Source organism: Vibrio satsumensis, assembly GCF_050337435.1.
GTDB classification, from domain to species: Bacteria; Pseudomonadota; Gammaproteobacteria; order Enterobacterales; family Vibrionaceae; genus Vibrio; species Vibrio satsumensis.
Genome location: NZ_JAKJSX010000003.1, coordinates 321,035 through 339,702 on the forward strand (window position 1 = coordinate 321,035; position 18,668 = coordinate 339,702).

The window sequence follows — 18,668 nt, forward strand, 5'->3', positions numbered from 1 at the left end:
CAGTTCAGCAAGTATGTTTTCAGTAAGAAGGAAGGGATATGAAGAAGTTAGGCGTAGTAAATAGTGTATTGGTAGGAAAAATTGTCGCCTTCGCACACGGAGCAAAAAGTGCTATTGATAAGCAAGTTTTATCAGAGCGCCAATACGCGACAGAGCTTGGTTTTACCAACGATGAACAAGGTGATCCGCGTTTCCATGGCGGCATTCAAAAAGCCCTTCATATCTACCCAAGCGAGCACTATTCAGTTTGGCAGAAAGAGTTAGGTGACAAAGGTATCTTTCAATCTTCAGGTGCATTTGGTGAGAACCTAAGCTCAAGTGGCATCACGGAACAATCTATTTGTTTGAAAGATAAGGTTCGTATCGGATCAACATTATTGGAAGTCTCACAAGGGCGTATGCCTTGTTGGAAACTCAATGTGCGATTCGAGCAGAACGATATGGCGAGAAGACTGCAAGACACGCTTCGAACAGGCTGGTATTTCCGTGTATTGGAAGAGGGCGATATTGGCGCAGGTGACGAGATTATTCTGTGTGAAAGGCCATACCCAGATTGGTCGCTCGCTCGTATCATGGGGGCTGTTTTCACAGGTAGTTTAGATAAAGAAGAGCTAAGTCAGATGGCTGAACTGCCATTGGTTGAATCATGGGGAGCGCTTGTTGCACGTCGCCTTGAAACAGGAAAAGTCGAAGACTGGGAAATGCGCTTGGTTGGGCCTACTGCGGTATAAAGCCAGTAGTGAAATTAAGAAAGCCCGCTAATTGCACATAGCGGGTTTTTTAATAGTGACAAATTTTCACTTTCAGTGTGGCTATAACCAGAAACTCTTCAAAGGCATCTCAGCATCAAAGTGATGAGCAATCTGCGCTTGGAGTAGCTCAGCAGTCGCAATCGCGTCAGTTAATGCATGATGCGGTGTGTAGTCGGGTAGGTGGTATCGACGACGACTTTGGCCAAGTCTTACTGAGGCTGGTTTCTTACCTTTGAGCTTGTTCCACAGGCCACCGGCTAGCTTGTTCTGGATTTGAGATTCAATCTCGAGCGTGTCGAGGACTGGAAATTCGATCCCTTCACCTAATCTCACTTTCAATGCATTATCCAAGAAGTCCCGTTCGATACGGCGATAATGAACCACTGGGATATGTCCCCCCATCGCTTCTAATATCTCATCCAACACTTCGCTAAGATCTGGCGCATCAATGATGTCGTTGTGAGTGATGCCATGAATTACCACAGAATCTTCTTCCAACTTCTGCTTTGGCCGCAGTGTCCAGTGCCTGGCTTGTCGCAAGTAAATACGATTGAGCGTAAACGGGACAAGGCCAATGGTGATGATGCCATCTTTGTTTGGATTTAAGCCTGTTGTCTCAAAGTCGACCGCTAAGAACATCACTTCTGAAATTGGCGTATCAGGCGCGGGAAGAGGTTGGCTATAAAAGTGCTTTAAGCGCTCATCTCTCGCTCTTTCTAGCTTCTGAGCAAACTTAAATGGCCAATCGACCGCAGGTGATCTGAATAGTTTGTTCATAGGCCCTACTTAAACTTATTGCTGGCTTGATAACGGAACTTAAGGAAGTTTTGCGCATTACTTAATATTTGGAATGCATCCTTAAGGTTACGTCGCTCGAAGTCAGACAGGTTCTCTGGTTCGATGTTGTTATCAGGCTCGACATTATTATCAACATCGTGTGCTTGGTGGCGAATACGAACCAGAGAGATAAACTCCATCGCATCTTTCAAATCTTGAGCTCGACCTTTTGGCAGAATACCTGCGTCGATAATGTCATCTAAACGTTCGAATGAGTTCTTAGAACGAGAGCCCACTGCCAATGAATGAACACGAATCAAATCTGCTAATGGCGCAGTACCACGGCGCTTAAGGTTGATGGAGTTGTTATGACGGCCATCTTTCTCCATCACGAAGTCTTTAAAGAAACCAAGTGGCGGCGTACGGTTGAGTGCGTTACGTGCAAGACAGGCTAAGAAGCGGTTGTTTTTACGTGCGCGTCGAACGATAAAGCTGTTTAATTGCTCAGCCCACTTCAGGCGGCCATAAACGCCATCCAGGTCGAAGAAGATTGAAGCATTCAACAGTGCTTTCGGGTTCGGGTCATCAATCCAATCGGCAAAGCACTCTTCCCATTCTCTACGAGTCATACGCCATGTTGGGTTAGTCGCCATGATGTCACCTGTACAGTACACATAGCCACATTGGTCTAAGCCGTCACAAATGAATTTTGAGAGCTCTTCAAAGTACTTACCGTGCTTTTTCTCGTCGTAGGTATCGTCAAGAATAATTGCGTTATCTTGGTCAGTAACGAGCAACTGCTCATCACGCCCCATCGAGCCGAGTGCGAGGAAACAATAAGGAATAGGAGCCTTACCTAATTTCTCTTCACCCAGTTCGATAATACGTTGCTTAAAGCTACGACCAATTACCGACATTGCAGTACCCACCATGTGGGCGTTGGCATCTTCGTTAACCAAGCGCACAAAGCTGTCTTTTACTTGTTCAGAAAGCACCTTCAGGTCTTCAATACTCTGTTGCTGGAAGATACTGCTCACAAGCAATAGTGAGTTTTGAGACTCGTAACGGACAATATCAGTCGCTTCGATAATACCGATAGGCTTCTTATCTTTAAGCACCGGCAAGTGATGCACGTTGTAGCGAAGCATGGTCATCATGGCTTCGTATACGTAGGCATTGTGGTCGAGTGAGATAACCTCTGGCGTCATCACACTGGATACCTCGTCCGATGGGTCTAGACCTTCGGCGAGTACACGCGTACATAAATCTCGGTCAGTGATGATGCCGATCACTGGTGTTGAGTCATCTTCATCATCTTCAACGATATCTGGGTCGATGATAAGCAAAGAGGACACATTATCTTGTGCCATCATGGTTGCAGCTTGCTGAATAGTGCGCGTTTTTTCGATCATTGGCGCTTCGCTGGTCAGCAGCGTTTTTACTTTGGATGTCGTTAGGTCGTTCGCGTCGTTACTGTCTGAGTTGGCTTGGCGTAGTCGCGCGTTATCTTCTACTTCTACGAAATCGGCAAAGGAGTCGTAGTTGTCGTAGAGCTCTTGGAAGATAGGCTCAGGAATGCAGTAGAGCAGGGTGTCTTCGGTCGCTTTAACTGGGAAACGCACCTTGTTGTTGGTCAGTAGGCCCATTTGACCGAATAAGTGGCCTTCATCAAGGCGGTTATAGAGTTCGCCTTTACGACGGTAGACTTCGACTTCGCCACTTCGAACGATGTATAAGTCATGAATTTGATCACCAAAGTGAATGATCGGGGTATCTTGGCGGTAATAAGAAATTTCCACGCTACTGGTCACTTTCGCCAACATCTCCTCAGGGAGTTCTGTGAAAGGGGGGTATTGCGCCAGAAAGTTTTGAATCTCTAATAACTCAGCATCCATAATGATCATCCATTGGTTTGTATGATTTCATGGTACAACATTTGATATTATTTTGCCGTCACAAATCAATCTGTGAGCCAAAACCTTTTTAAAGTCTTATGGATAGACTAACCTTTCAATTAATGGAGTGACAGTTTGAGGATGATAGGAATGTCGAAGTGGAAGCTTAGTTTTGTATCTGCGGTTTTTATGTTTTCTCCAAGTTTGTGGGCGGACACTAACGCAGTGGATATTTTGGATTACGACCATATTTATGCCACGGCGCATTCGGGCAGTTTAAATGAAGATGCAGGCAGTAATAACAATGCCTCGTCGTATGGATTAGGCGTCAGTTACGCGATGACGGATGATTGGTTGTTGCTGGGAGACTACAGCGCACGCTTTATTCATCCTGATGACACCACAACTCGAATTGATACGCTGATGCTAGGTGTTGGTTACCGTTACAGCATTAAGAAAGATTTAGATATAGTGGCTTACTACCTGCTTGGTATCACGAAAGGTAAGGTTGAAGATAATGACACCAACCGAACTGAATCTTCAGACACTGAGTTCATCCAAGGGGTAAAAGCCGAACTTAACTATGGTTTTGCAAAACGTTGGGTAGCTAACGGGAGTGTGCAATTGAATCGAAGTGATCTGTTTGATGAAGAGATTTATCACTTAGGTTTACGCTATCTCGTGACCAATAAGTTTGCGATTGGTGGCTCATACCAACATCGAGATGGAGAAGGCAAGATTCGTAGCGAACGAACCAATGAGCTGGGAGTGGAGTTTTTCTTAGAATATTAGTTAGTGATATTGAGACTAAGTGCGTCAACAGTTGATACATCAATGTTCAGACACAAAAAAGCCAGCTTAATTGCTGGCTTTTGTATATCTATCGGTCTGCAAATACAGTTTTAACTTTACAATTAAAGAACCGCAGCGATGCCTTTACATAGAGGGCCCATGTTTGATTTAGTCATACCAGCTACACTGATACGGCCAGAACCAACAATGTAGATTGCGAATTCATCTTTCAGGCGAGTTACTTGCTCTTTGCTTAGGCCAGAGAAAGAGAACATACCATTTTGACGTTCGATGAATGTGAAGTCTGCATCAACACCTTCAGATTTCAGTGTTGTTACGAATAGCTCACGCATCTCTTGGATACGGTCGCGCATTTCTGCTACTTCTGCTTCCCATTCAGCACGTAGATCAGCATCACCAAGGATGTGAGTGACTACAGCACTGCCGTGCGCTGGTGGGTTAGAGTAGATAGAGCGGATAATGCTCTTAACTTGAGAGAACGCTGTCGTTGCTACGTCTGCAGATTCTGCAACCAGAGTGAATGCACCTACACGCTCGTTGTACAAACCGAAGTTCTTAGAGAACGAGCTAGCAACAAGGATCTCTTTGTTGTACTTAGCAAAAACACGTAGGCCAGCCGCATCTTCTTCAACGCCTTTTGCAAAACCTTGGTAAGCAAAATCGAATAGAGGCAGTAGTTTCTTCTCGGCAACCAACTTAGCCAGTACTTCCCATTCATCAGCAGTTGGGTCGATACCTGTTGGGTTGTGACAGCAGCCGTGAAGAAGAACGATGTCGCCTTCAGAAGCTTTTTCTAGGTCAGCTACCATGCCAGCGAAGTCTTTGTCTTTAGTTTCAGCGTTGTAGTAGCTGTATTGAGCCGTTTCGATACCCGCAGCAGCGAAAACGCCGTTGTGGTTAGCCCAAGTTGGGTTACTGATCCAGATTTTTACGTCGCCCAGTTGGCGCTTGATGAATTCACCCGCTACGCGAAGTGCACCTGTACCACCTGGAGCTTGTGCTGTTTTAGCGCGTTGAGACGTTACGATCTCTGCGTCTGAACCGAAAAGAAGTTTTTGAACCGCTAGACCGTATTCAGCTGTGCCTTCAATCGTTAGGTAAGATTTGGTTTTTTCGTTTTCAAGAAGTGCAGCTTCTGCTTTCTTTACTGTTTTAAGTACAGGTGTTTGACCATCTTCATTTTTGTAGATGCCAACACCAAGGTTGATTTTCTCTGCACGAGAGTCTTTTTTAAACTCTTCAGTAAGGCCGAGGATAGGATCGGCGGGAGCAGCTAACACTTTTTCAAACATAATCTTCATCCATGTCAATTGAGAGGGGATAGTATCTATGGGTAGTTATACCTGTATGGAATTTTTAAGACAATACGAAGTGAACAGAAAGGACAAAAAAAATCCATTTCAATCAGATTTATTGATTAAAGAGGGTATTTGATAACAAAACACCCTACGGATTAACCTATAGGGTGCAAGAAGTTAGTGGTTTTTGAATAGATTAAGCAGGTTGAGCAATAAAGCTTTCACGCTCAAGTTCACTGGGTACATTTTTGCCATCTTTGTAGAGCGCGGCAATTGAAACGAACTCCTGTTCGACGGCCAGAAAAGCTTGGACAACTTGCGGATCAAAGTGCGTCCCATTGCCCTCTAAGATGATCTGTTTAGCTTGTTCGTGAGTAAAGGCTGGCTTGTAAACGCGTTTTGATATTAGCGCATCATAAACATCAGCTAATGCCATTAAACGACCCGACAGTGGAATCTCTTCACCAGACAGTTGCTTTGGATAACCGCTGCCGTTCCATTTCTCGTGGTGAGTGAGAGAAATCTCTTTCGCGACTTTTAAGAAAGAGCTGCTTCCTAATTGTCTTTCTGCAATAGATAACGCTTCGGCGCCAATAGCAGGGTGACCTTTCATTATCTCAAACTCTTCGTCCGTCAATTTGCCCGGTTTCAATAACACGCTATCAGGAACGCCTACTTTGCCTACATCGTGTAGTGGAGCAGATTTGTAGAGCAGCTCGATGTAGTTGGGTGTTAACAAGCTTGAGTGAGTTTCTGACTTGCTGAGCTCTTGCGCGAGTACCTTTACGTACTCTTGAGTTCTTAGGATATGGGCACCCGTTTCATTGTCTCGAGATTCTGCCAGCGCAGATAGGCTCACAATAGCAACGTCACGTGTTGTTTTGACTTCGTTTTGCGCGTTTTCGAGGCTATCAAGCATGGTATTGGTCATTGATGCCATTGAACCAAGCTCGTTGTAGCCGAATATCGGTAAGCGAACGCCTTGCTCGCCATTGGTTACCTTGTTCAATGCGCACTCTTGGCTAAGGAGAATACGTTTAATCAGTTTGCTCCACAGTGTCATGATGGTGATTGCGTATCCACCCAGTACCACAGCCAAATAAGTAAACTCTTTGATCACGCTGATCTTGCCGGTGCCATCCAATAAGCGGTCAGGGTTATGTTCTAGCCAAAAGATGTCCTTGACGGCAATCATCGTCAACATAGTCGTCAGTGTTACCAGAAGTACGATAACCAAACCAATCATTTGCTTAACCAGCGAACTCCTTTCGCCAATCAGTTGGAAGTCAAATTGGCCAGTCGCCTCCATTTTATCCATTTGGCTGAGTTGGGCGCTCAGTTGAAGAATGGTACCAGTAAAGAAGCCGAATAGGCTCATGCCAAACAACACCTTCAAATTGCTATCTATGGTGAATTCATAGCTTAAGTTGTAGTAGAGCGCGAAAGGCACACTTGCAGCAAAAAATAGCAGGGTATCTAGCTGGGCGAATCGGCCTTGTTTGACTAAGGAATGTTGCGCCAATAAGTAATAACGCACCAGCCATAATAAGACAAACACAATACTGACTTGTGTGAAAATCTCTAACGTCGTTAAGCTTTCGAGCATTGGGCACACCCGACTGCCGTAGGTGCCAAACAGCACGCCAGCAATGACGTATAACTTAGTCGTTAGCGATTGATTGTAATTTGAAGTATCCATCGATAAGCCTTTGTTCTCATTCTTATTAGATTTACGTATTCATTGATTCACGACTTTAGAGTTATGAATGATTAGCATAATTGACGTGAATAAGACCGAAAATTCTATCGATAGCTTTCGTGGATTGATACAAGAAACTGGTTTGTGTTAGATATTTGTTAGCTAGGTGAGGGTTATTGCAGCATTTTTATGAAGATACTTGAATAGCCTCGGTCGAGGTTCGAGGCTATTCAGTCGGTATATTTGACTTAAGTCGCGAGTGATTGAGTTCGCGACCGACTCTAAATCAAATTACTTTTTCAGATTGATTTCAGCTTCAATAGAGCCTGTTTCAATCTCAGGGTGAGACGCTAGTTTGTCTGCAGCCCATTGGTTGATGTGTTTCAGAATAGCAGACACTGCGTGTTTTTCCGTTGGTGCTTGGTCTTGTTCAACATCGATCTTTTGCTTTGGATGTGAGCCTGTCGCATCTTCAGCAATATGGAGCCAATCTGGGTGCCAGTAATATGGCTGGCCGCTCGGTGTTGTCCAACTGTGAACACCGTTTGACTCTCCTTTATAACTTAATTGGTCTGCTTCTATTTTTTTCATTGTTATCTCGCATGTTTTTGGGTTACATCAAATTATTGAGGTAGAAAGCCAACTTAGCTCCTACCTTGGGTACAAACTTAGCAAAGCTTACAAAGTTATCTGTGAAGTAATTCACACTATTGTGGAAATTAGGTGCGATCATATGGATAGCAGCAATAGTTGTTGGCGTAAGTGATAAAATCACCGGCTTACAGAATTTCTCTAGGTAGTACAATTAGATGGCGCGTTATGAAGAGCTTGCAAAGGATATTCGGATTCAGATAGCCAACAATACGTGGCGATCCGGAGAGAAGATCCCTTCGGTACGCATGAGTTGTCGCAATTACAACGTCAGCAATAGTACTGTCTTACAAGCCTACCAGTTGCTAGAAAGTGAAGGATGGATCATCGCTAAACCTCAGTCGGGCTACTTTGTCGCGCCGAGACTGGACGGCGTTGATTACGTAGAGCCATTCGTTCGTGAAAAGAAAGCCATTAATGACCGCTTATTCGATTTCTTGAAGTCGAGTTCAGCCGAGGGTGTGATTCCTTTCGGCTCTGCATTCCCAGATCCTGATCTTTTCCCATTACCTACCTTGACTCGAAATCTAGCCAGTGCTGGCAGGAAGATGACGGGTACCAGTGTGATTAACAATTTGCCACCTGGAAGTGAGTCTTTAAGAAGGCAAATCGCACAGCGTTATCTGCAGCAAGGCATTACGGTTAATCATCAAGACATCGTGATTACGTCTGGTGCAATGGAAGCGCTTAACTTGAGCCTTCAAACTGTAACCAAGCCAGGTGACTACGTTGTGATTGAGTCTCCTGCATTCTATGGCGCGTTACAGGCGGTAGAGAGGCTAGGTCTAATCCCTATTGAGGTCGATGTTTGCCCGATTGATGGTTTGAACATTGAGCAATTTGTAGAAGCACTTAAAAGCCAACAGGTAAAAGCGTGTTGGCTGATGACGACTTTTCAAAACCCGACGGGAACCAGTTTGTCGGAACAGGCAAAGCGCCGTGTGGTAGAGATTGCAGAACAACATGAAACCTACATTATTGAAGATGATGTGTATGGTGACCTTTATTACGAAGGGCATAAGCCGAAACCACTAAAGGCTTTCGATAAGACAGACTCTGTGTTGCTTTGTGGTTCATACTCAAAAAGTTTATGTCCGGGCTATCGAGTCGGATGGGTTGTGAACACGCGTTTTAACGATGCCATTCAAAAGCTTCAACTTCTTTCTACGTTATCAAGCAGTGCACCCGTCCAGCTAGGGGTTGCGCACTTCCTTACTCATGAAAGCTACGATAATCACCTTCGTAAACTGCGTAAAAACCTTTTACTGAGAAAAGAGCGCTTTATTGGTGTGATTAAACAGTACTTCCCGCATTCCATCGAGATTGAAGAGCCTGCTGGTGGATATTTCGTTTGGGTTCGTTTCTCTGAAAAATTCGACAGTCAGCAATTTCATCAATTAGCGATCTCCCAAGGTATCAGTGTCGCATCGGGAGATTTGTTTAGTGAGCAGGGCAGGGTAGACAACGCGATTCGGTTGAATTTCTCTTACGATCTTACCGAAGAGAAAGAGCAAGCCCTGATCTTACTAGGCAAGCTTGCACATCAACTTACGCACTCGTAAAACCTTAAGTCGCTCATAAAACAGAAAATGATTGCAACTGTACGGGTTGTTTCTGGCGTAACTGTACGCCTAATTGACCAGAGAGTTGTGATTCAATAACGGTAGACCAAATATTGGAGATACCGTTATGTTGAAAATGACTATGGGAAATGAAGTTAAGCTGATTGTCGTCGCGATTGTGTGTGCGCTTCTGCTTATTCTTGGCCACGTACTGCTGGCAAAAGCATTCGCTGATATGGCGTGGGCGGAATACACCACTGCCGCGATCCCATTCGTTATGATGGCAATCTGCGGTCTCGCAATAAAATACGCTATCGACCAAGACGTGGATTAGCTTTTGAATAACGAGTCTCAGATGGTAGTACGCAGAAACAGCCATCGTCTCGTTTTATTCCGAACATAAAAAAACCTCCGCTAGTGCGGAGGTTTTTATTTGTTCTTAACTTTTAAATTCGATTTAGGCTCGAATTAGAAGTTTGCAGAGCGTGGTGTACGTGGGAATGGAATCACGTCACGAACGTTGCCCATACCTGTTACGTAAGATACTAGACGCTCGAAACCAAGACCGAAACCAGCGTGTGGCACTGTGCCGTATTTACGTAGGTCGCGGTACCAGCTCATGTGCTCAGGGTCGATACCCATAGCAATCATACGCTCGTCTAGAATGTCTAGACGCTCTTCACGTTGTGCACCACCGATGATTTCACCGATGCCTGGTGCAAGTACGTCCATTGCCGCAACTGTTTTGCCGTCGTCGTTTAAGCGCATGTAGAAAGCTTTGATGTCTTTCGGGTAGTTCTTAACGATAACAGGTGCTTTGAAGTGCTCTTCAGCTAGGTAACGTTCATGCTCAGAAGACATGTCGATGCCCCACTCAACGTCAAACTCAAACTTCTTACCAGAGTCTAGTAGGATTTGGATTGCGTCAGTGTAGTCAACTTGTGCGAAGTCAGCGTCAACGAATTGCTCTAGACGAGTAATTGCTTGCTTGTCGATGCGAGAAGCGAAGAACTCTAGGTCGTCGCGGCGCTCTTCAAGAACAGCAGCGAAAACGTACTTAAGCATGTCTTCAGCCAGTTTCGCTACATCGTTAAGGTCTGCAAACGCAACTTCAGGCTCAACCATCCAGAACTCAGCTAGGTGGCGGCTTGTGTTTGAGTTTTCAGCACGGAACGTAGGACCGAACGTGTAAACCTTGCTTAGTGCACAAGCGTAAGCTTCAGCATTAAGTTGGCCAGATACTGTTAGGAACGTCTCTTTACCGAAGAAATCTTCGTTGAAGTCTACGTCGCCTTTTTCAGTGCGTGGTAGGTTTTCCATGTCTAGCGTAGAAACGCGGAACATTTCACCTGCGCCTTCTGCATCAGATGCAGTAATAAGCGGAGCAGAAGTCCAGAAGAAGCCTTGCTCGTGGTAGAAACGGTGAATCGCTTGAGATAGACAGTTACGTACACGTGCTACTGCGCCAATCACGTTTGTACGTGGACGTAGGTGAGCAACTTCACGAAGGTATTCGATAGAGTGACGTGTCTTAGCCATTGGGTAAGTGTCAGCGTCTTCAACCCAGCCTACAACTTTAACGTCAGTTGCTGCTAGTTCGAAGTCTTGACCTTTCGCAGGAGACTCAACAATCTTACCTGTTACTTCAACAGAGCAGCCAGTCGTTAGCTTTAATACTTCGTTTTCGTAATTATTAAGATTATTAGGAACCACGGCCTGAATCGGGTCGAAACAAGAGCCGTCATAAATGGCAAGGAAAGAGATTCCAGCTTTGGAATCACGACGTGAACGGATCCAGCCGCGAACAGTTACTTCACTGTCTACCGCTAGCTTGCCGCCAAGTACGTCTGTTACAGGCGCGTAAGTCATGTTGATTTCATTCTCCATTGAGGGACAAATTCAACTCAAAGTCTCTGGCATTGCTGCATATAAACATACATTTGCACAATAATTAGCCGAAACATTAAGTTGTATAAACTTTTTAAATCGATTGAACATATTACCTGTCATACCGACAGCTTCAACCTTTATTCTTGCTTGGTGAAAGAAATATTGTGTCTACTGACCATAAATACGTTTGAGGGTGTGTTTTTTGTTCGATCTTAGCCTGCACCTTACCTTTCAGCCCAATGTCAGTCGTTGAACGAGCAAGGCGTAATCGAAACCTTTGTTTTCAATAATGGGAGTGTGATTGTGTTGAGACTCGCTCTATATTGGCGCGGATTCAGTCATATTGGACTTGATCACGTTCTTAATTTCCCACTAAAGCAACAAGAGGAGTTTAATATTTACGTGTTAATTACGCCGCCTTAGCCCCTGCATTCTCTCTACCCCCGCACTTTTCGAGCGCTCGCTCATTCAAGAAAAACAGTCGATCAAATTATGTCTGAACAAGGCAGGACTGGCTGTACAAGTAAAAGAGAATTACATGCTTAATTATTTAAAAAAACACTGGTTATCAAACGTTAAAGGAGATTCATTATCTGGGATTGTGGTTGCACTCGCATTGATCCCTGAAGCCATCGCATTTTCAATTATCGCAGGCGTCGACCCTAAGGTAGGGCTCTATGCATCTTTTTGTATCTGTGTTGTCACCGCTTTGGTTGGCAGTCGTCCGGGGATGATTTCCGGTGCAACAGGCGCTATGGCGCTCTTAATGGTCACATTAGTGAGAGAGCACGGACTAGAGTACCTACTCGCAGCTTCATTCCTAGCTGGCGTCATTCAAATCGCGGCTGGGTATCTCAAGCTTGGTAACCTGATGAATTTCGTTTCCAAATCGGTGATTACTGGATTTGTTAACGCGCTCGCCATCCTAATCTTCATGGCCCAGCTCCCTGAATTGATCAATGTCCCTTCAAGTGTTTACGTATTAGTCGCTCTTGGTTTAGCCATTATTTATCTGCTTCCTTATTTTCCCAAGTTTGGTCGTGCAATACCTTCTCCATTGGTCGCGATTGTTACTCTGACAATCATTAGTTTGTTGTTTGGGTTAGATGTCAGAACGATTGGCGATATGGGTAAGCTTCCTGATTCACTGCCTGTGTTTTTGATCCCTAATATTCCATTCACGTTTGATACGCTTGCGACCATCCTTCCATATTCTATCGCTCTGTCTCTGGTTGGCTTATTGGAATCATTGATGACGGCGACAATTGTTGATGACCTGACAGATACTGAAAGTAATAAAAACAATGAGTGCAAAGGGCAGGGCGTTGCGAACATCGTTGCCTCATTATTTGGTGGAATGGCGGGGTGTGCGATGATCGGTCAGTCGATCATAAACATCAAATCAGGCGGCTTAACCCGATTATCTAGCATGATCGCCGGGGTTGTTTTGTTATTAATGGTAGTGTTTGTTTCGGATTGGTTGAAGTTGATACCGATGGCGGCTTTAGTGTCTGTGATGATTATGGTTTCAATCGGTACGTTCTCGTGGCGCTCTATTGTTGAACTTAAAGACCATACACTTCCAACTAACGTAACCATGTTAGCGACCGTGGCGGTTGTGGTGTTTACTCATAACTTAGCGATTGGGGTTGCGGTTGGCGTGGTTTTATCGGCTCTGTTTTACGCACATGCCAGCAAATCCATGGTCTTTATATCTGATGAAGTCGTGACCAACGAAATGCACACTATTCACCGAGTAAAAGGCCATGTCTTTTTTGCGTCTTCAGATGCGTTTGTTGACCTATTCGATTACGACAACGCGACCTCTTTAGTGACCATCGACATATCTGATGTATCGTTTCTCGATAATACATCGGTAGAGGCGCTTGATAAGGTCGTGTTTAAGTTCCGTAAAAAGGGAGCTTATGTGGAGGTTTCCGGAATGGATACTGTGAGTGCGAATCTCATATTCAAACACGCGATGTATCACAAGCATAAAGACTTAACCGCGGTTTCCATTACGCATTAATCATTGTCTAAGGTTCTTTGAAAGCCTGAACTAGACATTGCTAGGAAGATAAAGCGCTCATTGTTGAGCGCTTTTTGTTGGCGATTGAAAGTCTATTTATATGCTGTTCTATTAACAGAGAATAGACGATCTATGACTTCTTCTTGGTACTCGACAAAGTAAATTGATTAATCAGTGACTCAAGGTGATCGGACAGTTCTTCCAAGTCATTACTGATCCCACGAGTTTCACCAGCAGAGCGCGACGTATTATCGGCATGAGAGGTAATGGTCTCAACTTTTTGCTGCACATCTTGGGTAGCGTGTGTGGTCGATTGTGTCTGTTGTTGAATATTTTGTGCATGAGCTAGCACTTGTTTCATCTCTTTTACAACACCATTCATTTCAATTGAAAGTGCATCGATATCTGTTGAGCTTTGATGCGCTTGTTCGCAAACGCGATCAGCAGAAGCTAGCGATTCTTCACTGCCTTGCTGGAATTGATGAATGATTGACTCAATGCTGCCTGTTGCTTCTGCGGTTCGTGATGCAAGATGACGAACTTCATCAGCCACTACCGCAAACCCACGCCCTTGTTCTCCCGCACGTGCCGCTTCAATTGCTGCATTCAAGGCCAGAAGGTTGGTTTGGTCGGCAATACCACGAATCACGCTCAATATTGAAGAGACTTCTCCAGTCTGCTCGTTGAGTGTCAGTATTTTGTGTTTCACCTCTTCTATGCTGGTGACGAGGTTTTTTATCTCACCGCTTGCCTCATGTGCTTGGTTAGCACTCTTGCACGCCACATCGGCGGTGTGATTAATGAGCTCCGACGCGGTTAAAGTGGCTTGCTCTACATTGACTTGTTGCGCTTGGATACCTTCAACATTGTGTTGTACTTCAGCGGTTTCATTTTGCTGATCGCTGGCGGCTTGCTCGGTAATTTGTGCAACGCTGGTCAGCTGGTTGGCAGACGCATTCAATTTGTGAGAGGTGTCTTGTACCTTCTCTAAGCTGTGAGAAACGGTACCCATGAATGAGTTGATGGAGTTCGCGAGCGTACCGATCTCATCTTTACTTTGCTCAGGCAGCCGAGTGGATAGGTTTTTATCGTTGCTGACTTGGGTCATAAAGCGAGAAGTTTGTTGCAGCGGACGAACGATAATCTTACGAATGAGCCCCATTGTAAGAACGAATCCTGCAAACGAGATCACCGCCATAATGCCAATAGCGGTTATGGTTTGAGTGTTGATTAACGAATTGACATGACTAAGGTTATATTCGAGGCGAATCGCACCTAATATTTCGCCTTCAGGCGCCATATGGCATGCCACGCAATTGGTGCCACGGTAGTTTTCACTGGATTTCATTGGTAGGGCAATGACTAAGCCTTTACCCCAATCGGCAGAAAAGGGTTCGATAACCGTTTCACCTGCTAGTGCTCGCTTGTCGATATCATCAACAGGTCTTTGATTGTCATTACCGGGACCGTATAACTTGCTTACAGCGTCAGCGCGCAAAACACGAACGTCTTCAATGCCTTCTTGTGCTAACGCTTTTTGACGCAAGGTCTCTTTTTGCGCCATTGTGCCAGTCAGCATCATCATATTGAGGCTATCGAAATAGTTACTTGCCTTATTGTGAAGCTGTTCACTCAATACAGAGTTAACAAGCTGTTTTTGCTGCGAATATTGAAAGTAGGTCGATATTGCTAGCAAAAAAGTGAACACAATAGCGAGGGCCACTAGAATTTTGAAGGTTATAGTTGAGCGCATAAGGTATCAATTTTTTATTTTTTAATGACGCGCATACTGTACGTGTAAGAACCACTACCACCTATGGGGTATGGCTAATTGTGTGACCATACTCCGGTTGTGGTTATGTTTCTGTGATGTAGCAAGTTTGTATTATGTGTTATGCCAAAATATAACGTTGAGTTGTGAATTTGATTCTAATTAGAGAAGAGAGTCTCGGATGCTATGAGCTAGATGTATTTATCAGCTTGTCTTTTATCAATAAAGACTATTGTTTTAGACGACTTAGTGGTTAATTTGTATCCAAATGGCTATTTTGTTCAATTTAATAGCAAAAATTGTGGTTATAGCGTTGTGTTTCGAGGCTCATTCGATAAGATGAAAAGACCTCTATGATAGAGGTAGGGCAGCAACGGATACGCTGCTTCAAATACTATGGAATGTGACTTATTGATATTGGACACATACATGAAATTCAAGATTACATCACCGATCATCGAACCCACAGAAGGGTCACCACATCAGAAGACGGCTTCTTTGTCTGATCACACCTCTCTATACTCTCGCTTGTACTACTCGTTTTCTACTGCCTTTTCGCGATTTAACTCCGCTTATCGCTCCTATCGATATTCGTTTTAAAGCTTAACTTCTTTCGATTTTTCTTTGCATCTTGGTTGATGACAGAGAACTACACCTATTAAAAACAAAATAAATAAGTTAAAGACAATGAATATTAAAATGATGGGTAGCTCCCTAATTATCGCTGGTACCGCTCTCGGTGCTGGTATGCTTGCAATCCCAATGGTATTAGCTCAATTCGGATTGCTTTACGGCACACTGCTGATGGTATTGATCTGCTTCGGTACGACTTACGCAGCATTACTACTTCTAGAAGCGACCATCAAAGCGGGTGGCGGTTTAGGACTAAACTCAATTGCCCGAAAAACCTTGGGTAAACAAGGTCAGTTGCTTACTAACGGCTTGCTATACGCGTTATTGATTTGCCTGCTAATGGCTTACATTCTGGGCGCAGGTGATTTGCTGAGTAAGCTACTGTCTAACTTTGGTATTGAGGTCACCGCTACGGCAAGCCAAATCGGATTCACCTTGGTTGCTGGCGCTATAGTCGCAAGTGGCACTGGTGTTATTGATAAACTTAACCGTGCATTGTTCTTCGTGATGCTTGCTAGCTTGTTTGCAACCATGGCGTTCTTAGCGCCGAGCATGACTCAAGAAAACTTGATGCAGGTGACCAGCCATGACCACGTTGATCTAATCAAAACCAGTGCCATCCTGTTTACAAGCTTTGGCTTTATGGTTGTGATTCCAACCTTGGTTTCTTACAACCACGAAGCGACAGACAAACAGCTGCGTAACATGGTGATCGTCGGCTCTCTGATCCCATTAGTGTGTTACTTGTGTTGGTTATTTGCTGTGGTAGGTAACTTGAGTGAAGAGCAATTCAGAAGCTTCAAGAACGTATCAGATTTGATGGCGGCGTTTGAGGCTCAATCTCCTTGGGTAGGTAACGTGCTTTCTACCTTCACAGGTTTAGCCTTGCTGACTTCTTTCTTTGGTGTGGCAATGGCGCTGTTCAACCAGAACAAAGACATGTTCAACCAGAACACGGCGGTGACTTACTGCATTAGCTTTATCTTGCCACTAGCGGGTTCATTGCTTGCAGCAGACAAGTTCCTACAAGTGCTGAACTATGCTGGCATCATCTTAGTATTCTTAGCCGTGTTTGTTCCTTTGGTTATGGTTCACAAGCAGCGTTTTATGAAAGTAGCTGATGACCGATACCGAGCAGAAGGTGGCAGCGCAATGATGTTGTTCTCATTGCTGTTTGGTTGCTTCTTGCTTATCTCGCAAGTGATCTAGTTCTGTGGTCCATTATCTAAGATGCGAATCGAGCATCTTAGATATAAGTGACCGGAATTCAGATACAAAAAAAGGAACGCATCGGCGTTCCTTTTTATTATCTGCTCGTTACCAAGCAAGCTCTGTTAAGTGTTGGCTTGTTAACTTATGCTGGCCAATAAACGAATACGGACTAGCAAACCAACGTTAACTAACAAACGAATGCTAATTAACAAACAACCTTAACAGCCAAACCACCTTGAGAAGTCTCACGGTATTTAGCGTTCATGTCTTTACCTGTTTCTAGCATCGTTTCGATAACTTTATCTAGAGAAACAGTAGGAGCAGAAGAACGACGAAGTGCCATACGAGTCGAGTTGATTGCTTTAACTGCAGCAATACCGTTACGCTCGATACATGGTACTTGTACTTGGCCAGCAACTGGGTCACACGTTAGACCTAGGTTGTGCTCCATACCGATTTCTGCAGCCATACATACTTGCTCAGGGCTACCACCCATAAGTTCAGCAAGACCAGCAGCAGCCATAGAACATGCCACACCAACTTCACCCTGGCAGCCGACTTCAGCACCAGAGATAGAAGCGTTACGCTTGTAAAGACCACCGATCGCGCCAGAAGCTGCGAAGTAACGGATGTAATCTTTCTCTGTCACTGTTTGGATGAACTTATCGTAGTAAGCCAATACAGCAGGGATAATGCCACATGCGCCGTTTGTTGGTGCCGTTACTACACGACCGCCAGCTGCATTTTCTTCGTTTACTGCGAAAGCAAACATGTTTACCCAGTCAACAACCGACATTGGATCATTGGTTGTTTTTTCTGAAGTCATTAGCTGTTGGCGAAGTGCTGCTGCACGGCGAGGAACACGTAGTGGACCAGGCAGGATACCTTCAGTATTCATACCGCGATCCATACATTCACGCATCGTTTTCCAGATGTTCGCGAAGTAAGTACGAGACTCTTCGTCTGAGTGGAAAGCCGCTTGGTTTTTCATAACCAGTGTACTGATAGAAAGGCCGCTTTCTTTACACTGATTAACCAGCTCTTCAGCTGTTGTGAATTCGTAAGGTGCTTTAATTGGGTTTTCTTCTTCTTTGCCGAAGTTCTCTTCGTCAACGATGAAACCGCCACCAATTGAGTAGTACGTTTTTGAGTATGCAACTTCATCACCAATCCAAGCGTGAATGCTCATGCCGTTCTCGTGTAGAGAAAGGTTGCTAGTATGGAAGTTCATACCGCCATCGCGTGGGAACGATACTGTATGACAGTGCATGCCAACAGGAAGGCGCTCAGTTTCTTCTACGCGAGCAATGAAGCCAGCAATAGAATCGATATCAACACGCTCAGGAGTATTGCCAGCAAGACCCATGATGATTGCGATATCTGTGTGGTGACCTTTCCCTGTCAGTGATAGTGATCCATATACGTCCACGGTGATTTTAGTGATGTCGCGCAATTTTCCCATTGAACGTAGGTCATCAATAAATTCTTTACCCGCTTTCATTGGTCCAACTGTGTGTGAGCTCGATGGACCAACACCGATTTTATAGATATCAAATACACTAATCATAGCGATTACCTCAAAAAGAGAGCCTCCCAAGGGGAGTAGGGAGGCTCATTTATTATCATTATATTTTGTGTCTAATCTCGCGATATAAGATGAAGCACATCTTATAAAAAGGGCTTGAG

General features: G+C 44.5%; 14 protein-coding genes. 6 read left to right on the forward strand and 8 right to left on the reverse strand.

Annotated features, from left to right (window positions below; genetic code table 11):
• Positions 1–38 precede the first annotated feature (38 nt).
• Positions 39–731 (forward strand): MOSC domain-containing protein, encoded by a 693-nt coding sequence (locus L4C44_RS01615; RefSeq protein WP_285954018.1) that lies wholly within the window; start codon positions 39–41, stop codon positions 729–731.
• An 81-nt stretch (positions 732–812) separates the two neighbouring features.
• Here the strand turns inward: L4C44_RS01615 and L4C44_RS01620 are convergent, their stop codons facing one another.
• Together L4C44_RS01620 and L4C44_RS01625 are read right to left on the reverse strand one after the other, a co-directional pair.
• Positions 813–1,529, reverse strand: a complete 717-nt coding sequence (locus L4C44_RS01620) for a 3'-5' exonuclease (protein ID WP_123325961.1) — start codon at positions 1,527–1,529, stop codon at positions 813–815.
• 5 nt (positions 1,530–1,534) lie between these two features.
• A complete protein-coding gene (locus tag L4C44_RS01625) occupies positions 1,535–3,424 on the reverse strand; it encodes a DUF294 nucleotidyltransferase-like domain-containing protein (protein ID WP_086713110.1) in 1,890 nt (629 codons plus the stop codon).
• A gap of 150 nt (positions 3,425–3,574) precedes the next feature.
• Here L4C44_RS01625 and L4C44_RS01630 point away from each other — a divergent pair, with 150 nt between their 5' ends.
• Positions 3,575–4,216 (forward strand): outer membrane beta-barrel protein, encoded by a 642-nt coding sequence (locus L4C44_RS01630; RefSeq protein ID WP_428804206.1) that lies wholly within the window; start codon positions 3,575–3,577, stop codon positions 4,214–4,216.
• A gap of 122 nt (positions 4,217–4,338) precedes the next feature.
• Here the strand turns inward: L4C44_RS01630 and L4C44_RS01635 are convergent, their stop codons facing one another.
• The 3 genes from L4C44_RS01635 to L4C44_RS01645 all read right to left on the reverse strand — a co-directional run bounded on the left by L4C44_RS01635 (position 4,339) and on the right by L4C44_RS01645 (position 7,825).
• Positions 4,339–5,529, reverse strand: coding sequence for an amino acid aminotransferase (locus L4C44_RS01635; protein WP_428804207.1), 1,191 nt, complete (start codon positions 5,527–5,529; stop codon positions 4,339–4,341).
• Positions 5,530–5,731: 202 nt separating this feature from the next.
• A complete protein-coding gene (locus L4C44_RS01640) occupies positions 5,732–7,234 on the reverse strand; it encodes an HD-GYP domain-containing protein (protein ID WP_428804208.1) in 1,503 nt (500 codons plus the stop codon).
• A gap of 291 nt (positions 7,235–7,525) precedes the next feature.
• Positions 7,526–7,825, reverse strand: coding sequence for a hypothetical protein (locus L4C44_RS01645; RefSeq protein WP_017060414.1), 300 nt, complete (start codon positions 7,823–7,825; stop codon positions 7,526–7,528).
• Between the two features lie 218 nt (positions 7,826–8,043).
• Between L4C44_RS01645 and L4C44_RS01650 the strand changes: the two genes are divergently transcribed.
• Positions 8,044–9,447 carry an aminotransferase-like domain-containing protein gene (locus L4C44_RS01650; RefSeq protein WP_428804209.1) on the forward strand — a complete coding sequence of 468 codons (1,404 nt, stop codon included), beginning with the start codon at positions 8,044–8,046 and terminating at the stop codon, positions 9,445–9,447.
• A gap of 127 nt (positions 9,448–9,574) precedes the next feature.
• Entirely contained in the window at positions 9,575–9,781 is a 207-nt protein-coding gene (locus L4C44_RS01655) for a hypothetical protein (RefSeq protein WP_048668648.1), read from the forward strand.
• Between the two features lie 134 nt (positions 9,782–9,915).
• Here L4C44_RS01655 and asnS read toward each other — a convergent pair whose 3' ends face one another.
• On the reverse strand, positions 9,916–11,316 hold the full coding sequence (gene asnS, locus L4C44_RS01660) for an asparagine--tRNA ligase (RefSeq protein ID WP_017060416.1): 1,401 nt from the start codon (positions 11,314–11,316) through the stop codon (positions 9,916–9,918).
• Positions 11,317–11,875: 559 nt separating this feature from the next.
• Here asnS and L4C44_RS01665 point away from each other — a divergent pair.
• Entirely contained in the window at positions 11,876–13,366 is a 1,491-nt protein-coding gene (locus tag L4C44_RS01665) for a SulP family inorganic anion transporter (protein ID WP_428804210.1), read from the forward strand.
• 130 nt (positions 13,367–13,496) lie between these two features.
• Here L4C44_RS01665 and L4C44_RS01670 read toward each other — a convergent pair whose 3' ends face one another.
• The gene (locus tag L4C44_RS01670) at positions 13,497–15,119 is read right to left on the reverse strand and encodes a methyl-accepting chemotaxis protein (protein WP_428804211.1); all 1,623 of its coding nucleotides are present in this window, start codon (positions 15,117–15,119) and stop codon (positions 13,497–13,499) included.
• Positions 15,120–15,836: 717 nt separating this feature from the next.
• On the opposite strand from L4C44_RS01670, the gene L4C44_RS01675 reads away from it, so the two are divergent.
• Entirely contained in the window at positions 15,837–16,979 is a 1,143-nt protein-coding gene (locus tag L4C44_RS01675; RefSeq protein WP_146491325.1) for an amino acid permease, read from the forward strand.
• 208 nt (positions 16,980–17,187) lie between these two features.
• On the opposite strand, the gene L4C44_RS01680 is transcribed toward L4C44_RS01675, so the two are convergent.
• Positions 17,188–18,549 carry an L-serine ammonia-lyase gene (locus L4C44_RS01680; RefSeq protein WP_060981746.1) on the reverse strand — a complete coding sequence of 454 codons (1,362 nt, stop codon included), beginning with the start codon at positions 18,547–18,549 and terminating at the stop codon, positions 17,188–17,190.
• Between the last annotated feature and the right edge of the window lie 119 nt (positions 18,550–18,668).